Below are 9,587 nucleotides of genomic sequence, written 5' to 3'. Positions count from 1 at the left end.
CCTTTGTCTCGCGCATGGACCTGGAAGGCCATCCGGACCAGCCGGAATGGCTGTCGCACGTGAATGCCTCCGTACTGAAGACCAAGCTGGCCATGGCCATCATCGGCATTTCCTCGATCCACCTGCTGAAGACCTTCATCAACGCCTCGGCCTACGATGCCAAGGTATTGATTGCGCAGACCACCATCCACGTCGTATTCCTGCTGTCGGCAATGGCGATTGCCTACACAGACCGCATCACCACAGTTACGCAAAACGAATCGAAGCACTAATTAGCCAACCGAGCCAACATCATGACCATCATCAAGCAAGACGACCTGATTGAATCCGTCGCAGCCGCGCTGCAGTACATCAGCTACTACCACCCGGCCGACTACATCCAGCACCTGGCACGCGCTTATGAAGCCGAGCAAAGCCCGGCCGCCAAAGATGCGATCGCGCAGATCCTGACCAACTCGCGCATGTGCGCCGAGGGCAAGCGTCCGATCTGCCAGGACACAGGTATCGTCAACGTCTTCCTGAAAATCGGTATGGGCGTTCGCTTCGAAGGCTTCAGCGGCACCGTGACCGACGCCGTGAACGAAGGCGTGCGCCGCGCATACAACTTCGCCGACAACAAGCTGCGCGCCTCCATCGTGGCCGACCCGCACTTCGAGCGCAAGAACACCAAAGACAACACCCCGGCCGTGGTGCACATGGAACTGGTCGAAGGCAATACCGTTGACGTGAGCGTTGCTGCCAAAGGCGGCGGCTCCGAGAACAAGACCAAGTTCGTGATGCTGAATCCGTCCGACTCGCTGGTGGACTGGGTATTGAAGACCGTGCCGCTGATGGGCGCCGGCTGGTGCCCGCCAGGCATGCTGGGTATCGGTATCGGCGGCTCCGCCGAGAAAGCGATGCTGATGGCAAAAGAGTCGCTGATGGAAGACATCGATATGTACGAGCTGAAAAAGCGCGGCCCGCAGAACAAGCTGGAAGAACTGCGTATCGAACTGTGCGACAAGATCAATGCTCTGGGCATCGGCGCGCAAGGCCTGGGCGGCCTGACCACCGTGCTGGACGTGAAGATCAATATGTACCCGACCCACGCTGCATCCAAGCCGGTCGCCATGATCCCGAACTGCGCTGCGACCCGTCACGCTCACTTCGTACTGGATGGTTCCGGCCCGGCATACATCGAGCCACCGAAGCTGTCCGACTGGCCTGATGTCTCCTGGGCTCCGGACACCGAGAAGTCCAAACGCGTTGATCTGAACACTCTGACCAAGGAAGAAGTGGCGTCCTGGAAGCCAGGCCAGACTCTGCTCCTGAACGGCAAAATGCTGACCGGCCGCGATGCAGCGCACAAGCGCATCCAGGACATGCTGGCCAAGGGCGAGAAGCTGCCAGTGGACTTCACCAACCGCGTGATCTACTACGTTGGCCCGGTCGATCCGGTGCGCGACGAAGTCGTTGGCCCTGCCGGCCCGACCACCGCTACCCGCATGGACAAGTTCACCGACATGATGCTGGAGAAGACCGGCCTGATCTCCATGATCGGTAAAGCCGAACGTGGCCCGGCTGCGATCGAATCGATCCAGAAGCACAAGTCGGCTTACCTGATGGCGGTTGGCGGCTCGGCCTACTTGGTGTCCAAGGCGATCAAGAGCGCCAAAGTGGTCGGCTTCGAAGATCTGGGCATGGAAGCGATCTATGAGTTCGACGTGGTCGACATGCCTGTGACCGTGGCTGTGGATTCCTCCGGCACCTCCGTGCACAACACCGGCCCGAAAGAGTGGGCGGTGAAGATCGAGTCGCTGAAAGCGGCTGTTCCGGCTTAATGTCCCACCACGCGCCCCTGCCCTCCGCCGACGGACCTGTCGGCATTTTCGATTCCGGCGTCGGAGGGTTGTCGGTGCTGCGCCATATCCACGCGCAGCTGCCGCAGGAACACCTGATGTACTTCGCGGACTCCGGCTTCGCGCCCTATGGCGAAAAGACGGAGGACTGGCTGGTGCGGCGTTCGCTTGCCATCACGGACTTCCTGCTGTCGCGTGGCGCCAAGGCGCTCGTCGTGGCCTGCAATACGGCCACGGTGGCGGCCATCAAAGCCATGCGCGCAGCCCATCCCGGTCTGGCTATCGTTGGCGTGGAGCCGGGCCTGAAGCCGGGCGCCGCGGCCACGCGCAATGGCAAGGTGGCCGTGCTGGCGACCGAAAGCACACTGAAAGGCGAGAAATTCCTGGCCCTGCGCGACCAGATTTCCGCTTCGTCGAAAGCCGAATTCCTGCTGCAGCCTTGCGGCGGTCTGGTGGAGCGCATCGAAATGGGCGAGCTGTCTTCCGAGGCCACACTGGCCATGCTGGGCGGCTTCCTGTCTCCCCTGCTGGATCAAGGCGCGGACACCGTCGTTCTGGGCTGCACCCACTATCCTTTCGTGCGCGAAGCCATTGCGCAGGTCGTGGCGGCGCATGGCGGCAGCGAAGTGACCCTGATCGACACCGGCGACGCCGTGGCACGTCAATTGGCCCGCCTTCTGGAAAGCGCCGGCTTGCAGCGCCCGGGCGGCACGCCAGCCCACTTGCACTGCTACACCAGCGGCAGTCCGGAAGCCATTGCCAAGGCATTTTCCGACCTGCTGGGACTGCGCCCGGTGATCGAACCGGTGCAAATCGGGCAATTTTGAAGAAATCCTGCATTTGCATTTGCCAAGTGCCAGTCAAGCCAGTATAATTCCGGCTCTGTCGCGCTGATGGCGTGTCAGAAAGCAGTTTCAGTGGTGGCTGTAGCTCAGTTGGTAGAGTCCAGGATTGTGATTCCTGTTGTCGTGGGTTCGAGCCCCATCAGCCACCCCAAGAATTTTAAAAGCCCAGCCTCGCGCTGGGCTTTTTCATTTCCGCCTTTCGGCCACGGCCAACATTTGCAATTTGGCATCCCTGAAATATAATCGACGCGTACTACTGTCGACTTTCAGGAGTTGCGTGGACTTCCAATCATTGAATTGCCCGCAGTGCGGGGGCATGCTTCCACGCCAGGCCATCTGGCGCACAGTCGATTGCCCTTTTTGTGGCGCGACCGTTACGCGTACCGACAACGTGGTCGACACTGCCCGCTATCGCGAGGCCCTGCGGCGCTTCCAGGGTGAACCGGACAGCCAGCAAATCGGCTGCGGCAGCCGCCGCTATCTTCCCATCCGCCAGCTTTATCAGGGCGCCACATCGCRCGTGCTGCTGGCGCGGCGCTGCGGCCGCCTGGGCGAGCACGTGGTCCTGAAGTTCGCGGACGCAGGCAAACTGCAAGGCGAACATCACATCCTGCGGCAGCTGCAGGCCGATGGCTCGACCGGCTCCGCTTATTTTTCCCAGCGCTTGCCAGAGCCCGTGGCCCTGGGGCCGGACGGCGAAGGCAGCACGGTACTCGCTTTACGCCATCCTCCCGGATATTGGGGCAGTCTGGCCGAAGTGCACCGCGCCTACGCGTCCGGACTCGATCCACGCCATGTCGTGTGGATGTGGCGGCGCGTGCTGGAAGTGCTGACGCACGTGCATGGCATAGGCTGGCGTCATGGCCGCGTGAGCCTGGAGCACATGCTGGTGCATCCTGACGACCATGGCGTGCTGTTGATCGGCTGGTCGGGCGCAAGCCGCGGCGGCGATGCGACGCGCGACCTGATGCAATCCGCCTGGAGCATGCGCGCCCTGCTCGCCGGGTCCAGCGCCAGCGGCCACGAACCGGATCTGCCCCGATCCGTTCCCGCGCCCCTGGCCGAACTGCTGTCCCTCGCCTGCACCGACACGCGCTGGCTGCGCTCCCAGGGTGCACAAGGACTTTACCAGCAGCTCACGGCAGCAGCGGCGGCGGCCTTCGGCGCACCGCGCTTTCTACCCTTTCAACCAACACCATAACCAATCACTGGAGAAGCCATGGGGCACGGTAACTACTCCCACGCGGCGCACGCTGCACTGGTCGCCGATCGCGCATCCGCATCGCGCAACGAAGTGTTCAAGCAGACCAATTGCCATCCGCTGATGAACCCACACGGCATCAAGATGCGCGAGTCGCGCGACAATGCCGACCACCCGCATTCGCTGGGCATTGTCTTCGCGCTCGATGTAACCGGATCAATGGGAAATATTCCGCACCAGCTGGCGACCCGGGAGCTGCCAACCTTTATGAGCCTGTTGACGGCCTGCGGCATCGCCGATCCGCAAATTCAGTTCATGGCAATCGGTGACGCGACTTCCGACCGTGCGGCCTTGCAGGTCGGACAGTTCGAATCAACGGCGGAGCTGATGGACCAGTGGCTGACCTGGAGTTTCATCGAGGGCGGCGGTGGCGGTTCCGGCGAAGAGAGCTACGAGCTGGCCTTCTACATGGCAGCCCAGCACACCGATCTCGATTGCTGGGTCAAGCGCCGCAAGAAAGGCTACCTGTTCCTGACTGGCGATGAACGCCCCTACCCTGCAGTGTCGCGCCACCAGATCGAAGCGCTGGTCGGCGAGCGGCTGGATCACGACCTGCCGATTGAGGAAGTGATCGCCGCGGCGTCCGAGACTTTCCACCTGTTCTTCCTGATCCCGGACCTGCACCGCCGCCGCAATTGCGAGGCACGCTGGCGCGAGCTGCTCGGCGATCATGTGATTTGCATGGAGTCGCCGGACGATACCTGCGCGGTCGCGGCATCGATTGTCGCCCTGACCGAAGGCGCCAAGCTAAACACCTTGCCGGACACGCTTACCGCCCAAGGCATTCGATCCGAGCGCATCTCGGCCATCATGCGCGCCCTGCGCCCATATGCCGCGCTGCTGGACCCGACGATCGCCAAAGATGTGCCAACTTCGTCGTCCGCAGCGGCAGTCGGTGAACGCTCGTGGTGGAAGCGCCTCTTTGGTTGAGGGCCGCGTCACGTCCGTCATCGGACTTGGATTTGGCGACTGCGGCAAAGGCCTGTTCACGGATTATCTGTGCCGCGCGCAATCAGCACACACGGTCGTGCGCTTCAACGGCGGCGCCCAGGCTGGCCATAACGTAGTGCTGCCTGATGGGCGCCAGCACACTTTCTCGCAGTTCGGCGCAGGCACGTTCAATCCCGGCGTTGCTACCATTTTGTCGGCGCCCGTCGTCGTGCATCCGACCGCGCTCTTGGTGGAAGAGAGCTTTCTGCAACGCGCCGGCGTCAGCGATGCGTTCAACCGCCTGCTGATCGATGCGCGCTGTCTGGTCACAACGCCCTATCACGAAGCCGCCGGGCGCTTGCGCGAACGCGCGCGCGGCACGGGTGCGCACGGAAGCTGCGGCGTGGGTTTTGGCGAAACGGTTGGCCATGCACTGCGCCATCCGGATCAGGCGATCCGCTACGTAGACCTCTTGCATGCACCGCAAGCCCTCGACAAGCTGGAGGCCCTGCGCTTAAACCTGCTCGGAGCGCTGCCCGATGGCGCGCTCGCACTGAGCCCGCAGGATGCCGGCATTCTCAATGATCCTGGCTTCGGCAGGCTGTGGCTTGAGCACGCCCAGCGCCTGACCGCGCTGGTGCGTCCTGCGCAGCCGGAGCAAATCAGCGCGCAACTGCGACGGCCAGGCAGCGTCGTCATGGAAGGCGCGCAGGGCATGCTGCTCGACGAGTGGCATGGCTTTCATCCGCACACCACCTGGAGCAGCACCGGGCCTGCCAGCGCAGACGCGGTGCTGGCGTCCTATGGCCTGAACGAGCGCATCGTCCATCTCGGCGCCATGCGCAGCTACCTGACGCGCCACGGACAAGGCCCCTTGCCGACCGAGGATCGCGCCCTGGATCAATTGGCGGAGCCGCATAACCAGGACAGTGGCTGGCAGGGCGCGTTCCGGCGCGGGCACCCGGACGCCGTGCTGCTGCGCTACGCGCTGGCCGTCGCGCAGCGAATCGACGGCCTGCTGGCCAGCCATCTCGACGTGTTCGCGCGCGGGGCAAAGCTGCACTGGGCGCACAGCTATGGCATCGCGGGGCGCGAGGTCCGCGAGCTGACGCTCCCAACCTGTCGCGATCTTGCGCATCAGGAGGTGCTGTGCGCCCAGCTTGGTGCAGCGGTGCCGAGCTATTCGCACGCGCCCATTGCCGGCGCGGCTGCCTTTATCGATGAATTGCAGTCCGTGGCCAAGCTGCCCGTCGTCTCAGGCTCGTTCGGGCCAACGCACCGCCACGTTGGTCTGCCGTGACGCGTAAAAGCAGCACTGCGCCTTAAAAAGCTTGTTGCCACGCGCCCTTGCGCCATAAGATGGGCCAGGAGCAGAGAGGACGCAGGCTATGGATTTTGTATCCACATTGGTCGGTGTGCTGGTTTTCCTGGCTATCATCATTGTCGCATTGGCCATCGAGCGTCTGGCGCCTGCGCAAAAACAGCCGGCTGGGGCCAGCGCATTCAATCTGATTTACACGGCGCTGTATATGCTGGCGCAGGCGCTGATTGCCCCTGGCGTGTCTATCGTGACGGTCGCTGCGGTCAACGCGGCTGGCGGCGGCTGGATCGCGCTACCCGGCTCCGGCTGGGGATTGGCCCTGAGCTTTATCGCCTACACACTGGCTGCGGATCTGATGGAGTACCTTTTCCATCGAGCCCAGCACCGCTTCCCCGCCATGTGGGCCATGCACTCCTTCCACCACAGCGATACGGCGCTGAACGCATCTACCACCAACCGCCATTTCTGGCTGGAGGAGGCTTTAAAGATGGTGACCATTCACCTGCTCATCGGCCTGCTGTTCAAAACACCGCGCGTAGTTCTGGGCATGTACGCCGTGGCCAGCATCTACAACGTCTTCCTGCACATGAATATCCGCATCGGCTTCGGCCGCGGATCGGGCATCATCAACTCGCCGCAGTACCACCGCGTGCATCACTCCTGCCTGCCCGAGCATTTCGACTGTAACTTCGCGGCGATATTCACCATCTGGGACGTCATCTTCGGCACTTATCACAAACCTCAGCCCGACGAATACCCGCCCACCGGACTCGATACCAGTGACGAACCAAAAGGGTTTGCCGATGCTGTGATCTGGCCCCTGCGCAGCCTGCGTGCAACAAGAGTGACGCAATGAGCTAAGTCAGGCCAGCGCGTCGAGGTGCAGCGAGAGGTCGGGTTCCAGGTCTTCGATGCGCAGATGCGTAATTTCGGCCACTGCCATGCCGCCCGCGCGATTGAAGTGGGACAGCGCCCGGTGCGCTATATGACGTGCCGGATCGGTCGACGTGGTTGGCACTTTGATTGGCCCTGCGAAGCGATACTCGATCTGGCGGGCGCCGCCTYGTCCGGCGCTGGCCGTCCATTCGATGCGGACCGACGCACCGTCGGCGGGATGACTCACGACAGCCAGTACGTCGCCATGATTCGTCTTGCAGTTGAAACGCATGTACACCTCACTGCTGGTTTGGCTAGTTAATTAACCAACAATACTAGCACGGTTCAGCTGCGCCAGCCCGCGACGTTCGTGTTCAATCAGGGCAGAAACTGTCCGCATGCTCCCGTATGCTGGCCGCATTCCACTTACGAGGGCATCATGAGCGATTTTCCAGTCATTGAATTCCGGCGCTACACCATCGTGCCGGGCCAGCGCACCGCGTTTGCGCGCTATTTCGAAACCTTGTTCCCTGAGGCCTTCCAGCAGCTGCGCGCGATGGCGCTGGGCCAGTTCGCGGAGCGCGACAATCCGGACGGCTTTATCTGGCTGCGCGGCTTCCGCAGCTATGAGGACCGTGCCATCGTCAATTCGGCTTTCTATTACGGCGAGGTGTGGAAGGAGCACAAATCCACGCTGAACGGTCTGATGACGGACAGCGATAACGTCCTGCTGCTGCGCCCCCTGCATCCCGAGCGCGGCGTGCCAGTGCTGCCGGCTGTCGATCCAGTCAAGGAGTCCGGTGCTGCGCAGGGCGTGGCGGTTGCCATCATCTGCACACCCAAGCCGGGCGCGATGGACAAGTTCACGCAGCTGGCCGATCCCAGCTTCCGCCGCTACCGCGAGGCAGGTGTGCGCGAATGCGGTGTGCTGGGGACGCTGGACGTGGCCAACAACTTCCCCCAGCTGCCCGTGCGCACGGACGGTCCGCACCTGGTGTGGCTGGGCGTAGCGGAAAGCGATGCGGCGCTGGCTGCGGCGCGCGATACACGGGCACTGGTGGCGACCGACCTGCTGCGCGCCGCGCCGGAAGTGATCACCCTCGATCCGACGCCGCGTTCGCGCCTGCGCTGGCTACGCTGAGCAAGGCCTGCCGCAGCCAGATGCTGGCCGGGTCGGCGTGATAGCGCGGATGCCAGCCGGCGGACAAACTGAAGCCGCCCGCTTCGAATGGCAGCGGGAAGCTGTCCAGCCGGTCCGCGTGGCGCGCGGCGAGTCTGCTGGGAAGCGTGGCTACGTAATCGCTCTCGCTCACCAGTTGCGCCGCCAGCAGAAAGCTGGACACCGACAGCGCCACGCGCCGCGCCTTGCCCTGCCGCGCCAGCTGCTCGTCCATGTAGCCGAGAAAGCTGCCGCCGCTGGTCGACACCAGCACATGCTCCAGCGCGCAGTAGGCCTTCAGCGTCGGCTTGCGGTCGCCACGTGGATGGCCTTTGCGCTGCACCAGTACGAAATGTTCATCCACCAGTTTGCGCGCCCTCATGGTGTGCGGCAGCATGCGTTCGGAGCCGATCAGGAGGTCCACCTCTCCCCGTTCCAGCTGGCCTGCGATCAGTTGTGCGTCCGCCGGCACGAAGGCCAGCCGCACACCGGGACCGGCCAGCACCGGCAGCTTCGCCATCAAAGCCGCACCCAGGGTGGTCGCTGCATTGTCCGACGCGGCGATGCGGAAATCACGCTCGACCCGCATGGGATCGAAGCCCGGTGCGGCGGATACTACCGCCTCGATCTGCACCAGCAGCTTGCGCAGCTCGGGCAACAGCGCCAGCGCACGCACCGTCGGCACCATGCCACGGCCGGTATCGGACGCCAGCAGCAGCGGATCGCCAAACATCTCCCGCAAGCGCGCCAGCTGCGAGGACAGCGCGGACTGCCCCAGATGCAGCCGCTGCGCCGCGCGCGTTACATTGCACTCTTCCAGCAGCACTTGCAGCGACAGCAGCAGGTTCAGGTCCACCTTACGCATATTGACCATATCGATAGCTCGTGTTGATAGAATCGATTTCAACTATACGTCCCGCTTCGCTAAAGTTCAATCAACGCCAACCACTCAACGGAGCAAACGACATGAAAGCCTGGATCTTCAATCAGCAAGCCAAAACCCTGCAACTGCAGGACATCGAACAGCCGACGCCACGCCCCGGCGCTGTGCTGGTGCGGATGGACGCCGTGCCTCTGCTTAGCTACACGGAAGCCTATCTGGAAGGCGAACTGCCCTACGGCTACCCGCAGGGCGACTTCACGCCGGGCACCAACGGCGTAGGCCATGTGCTGGCGGTCGGCGATGGCGTGTATCACCTGAAGCCGGGCCAGCGCGTCGCCGTGCATCCGCTGTGGCARGCGCCGGATGCGGTGGCGGAACCGGCCCGCATCCTGATCGGACTCACCGCCATCGACGCCGACAGCGGTCCACTCCAGCAAACCTTCCCGCACGGCACGTTGCGCGAGGTGGCTGAGA

The 9,587-nt window shown here is 63.1% G+C and carries 11 protein-coding genes and 1 tRNA gene; 10 read left to right on the top strand and 2 right to left on the bottom strand.

Annotated elements, in window-relative coordinates; translation table 11 throughout:
• From AB4Z11_RS12490 to AB4Z11_RS12455, 8 genes are all read left to right on the top strand, one after another.
• Nucleotides 1-272, top strand: a 272-nt coding sequence (locus AB4Z11_RS12490; RefSeq protein ID WP_442025570.1) for a YqhA family protein, incomplete at its 5' end; no start/stop codon positions are given.
• A 21-nt stretch (nt 273-293) separates the two neighbouring features.
• The gene (locus tag AB4Z11_RS12485; RefSeq protein WP_442025569.1) at nt 294-1,820 is read left to right on the top strand and encodes a fumarate hydratase; all 1,527 of its coding nucleotides are present in this window, start codon (nt 294-296) and stop codon (nt 1,818-1,820) included.
• Complete coding sequence (gene murI / locus AB4Z11_RS12480; protein ID WP_442025568.1) at nt 1,820-2,665, top strand: glutamate racemase; 846 nt, start codon at nt 1,820-1,822, stop codon at nt 2,663-2,665. The genes AB4Z11_RS12485 and murI overlap by 1 nt, the downstream gene beginning before the upstream one ends.
• Nucleotides 2,666-2,758: 93 nt before the next feature.
• Nucleotides 2,759-2,834 (top strand) — tRNA-His (locus AB4Z11_RS12475).
• 165 nt (nt 2,835-2,999) lie between these two features.
• Nucleotides 3,000-3,884 (top strand): protein kinase family protein, encoded by an 885-nt coding sequence (locus AB4Z11_RS12470; RefSeq protein WP_442025567.1) that lies wholly within the window; start codon nt 3,000-3,002, stop codon nt 3,882-3,884.
• Nucleotides 3,885-3,902: 18 nt separating this feature from the next.
• On the top strand, nt 3,903-4,874 hold the full coding sequence (locus AB4Z11_RS12465) for a VWA domain-containing protein (RefSeq protein ID WP_442025566.1): 972 nt from the start codon (nt 3,903-3,905) through the stop codon (nt 4,872-4,874).
• Nucleotides 4,867-6,174: an adenylosuccinate synthetase gene (locus tag AB4Z11_RS12460; protein WP_442025565.1), complete on the top strand. Its 1,308-nt coding sequence runs from the start codon at nt 4,867-4,869 to the stop codon at nt 6,172-6,174. The genes AB4Z11_RS12465 and AB4Z11_RS12460 overlap by 8 nt, the downstream gene beginning before the upstream one ends.
• 88 nt (nt 6,175-6,262) lie before the next feature.
• Nucleotides 6,263-7,051 (top strand): sterol desaturase family protein, encoded by a 789-nt coding sequence (locus AB4Z11_RS12455; protein WP_442025564.1) that lies wholly within the window; start codon nt 6,263-6,265, stop codon nt 7,049-7,051.
• 6 nt (nt 7,052-7,057) lie between these two features.
• Here the strand turns inward: AB4Z11_RS12455 and AB4Z11_RS12450 are convergent, their stop codons facing one another.
• A complete protein-coding gene (locus tag AB4Z11_RS12450; protein ID WP_442025563.1) occupies nt 7,058-7,363 on the bottom strand; it encodes a hypothetical protein in 306 nt (101 codons plus the stop codon).
• 147 nt (nt 7,364-7,510) lie between these two features.
• Between AB4Z11_RS12450 and AB4Z11_RS12445 the strand changes: the two genes are divergently transcribed.
• Nucleotides 7,511-8,212, top strand: coding sequence for a hypothetical protein (locus tag AB4Z11_RS12445; protein WP_442025562.1), 702 nt, complete (start codon nt 7,511-7,513; stop codon nt 8,210-8,212).
• On the opposite strand, the gene AB4Z11_RS12440 is transcribed toward AB4Z11_RS12445, so the two are convergent.
• Nucleotides 8,166-9,104, bottom strand: coding sequence for a LysR family transcriptional regulator (locus AB4Z11_RS12440; RefSeq protein ID WP_442025561.1), 939 nt, complete (start codon nt 9,102-9,104; stop codon nt 8,166-8,168). The genes AB4Z11_RS12445 and AB4Z11_RS12440 overlap by 47 nt on opposite strands.
• Nucleotides 9,105-9,196: 92 nt before the next feature.
• Here AB4Z11_RS12440 and AB4Z11_RS12435 point away from each other — a divergent pair.
• Nucleotides 9,197-9,587 (top strand): alcohol dehydrogenase catalytic domain-containing protein (locus tag AB4Z11_RS12435; protein WP_442025560.1); only part of this gene is annotated, 391 nt, incomplete at its 3' end.

This window comes from Pseudoduganella sp. RAF53_2 (assembly GCF_052113985.1).
In the GTDB taxonomy this organism is placed as follows: domain Bacteria; phylum Pseudomonadota; class Gammaproteobacteria; order Burkholderiales; family Burkholderiaceae_D; genus Rugamonas.
The sequence above is the reverse complement of the archived record's forward strand: the minus strand, read 5'-3'. Positions and strand labels throughout refer to the sequence as shown.

Excerpts from the sequence above, each read along its gene's own strand:
- AB4Z11_RS12485 (WP_442025569.1), top strand. The coding sequence starts at position 294 with ATGACCATCATCAAGCAAGACGACCTGATTGAATCCGTCGCAGCCGCG.
- murI (WP_442025568.1), top strand. The coding sequence starts at position 1,820 with ATGTCCCACCACGCGCCCCTGCCCTCCGCCGACGGACCTGTCGGCATT.
- AB4Z11_RS12465 (WP_442025566.1), top strand. The coding sequence starts at position 3,903 with ATGGGGCACGGTAACTACTCCCACGCGGCGCACGCTGCACTGGTCGCC.
- AB4Z11_RS12455 (WP_442025564.1), top strand. The coding sequence starts at position 6,263 with ATGGATTTTGTATCCACATTGGTCGGTGTGCTGGTTTTCCTGGCTATC.
- AB4Z11_RS12445 (WP_442025562.1), top strand. The coding sequence starts at position 7,511 with ATGAGCGATTTTCCAGTCATTGAATTCCGGCGCTACACCATCGTGCCG.
- AB4Z11_RS12440 (WP_442025561.1), bottom strand. The coding sequence starts at position 9,104 with ATGGTCAATATGCGTAAGGTGGACCTGAACCTGCTGCTGTCGCTGCAA.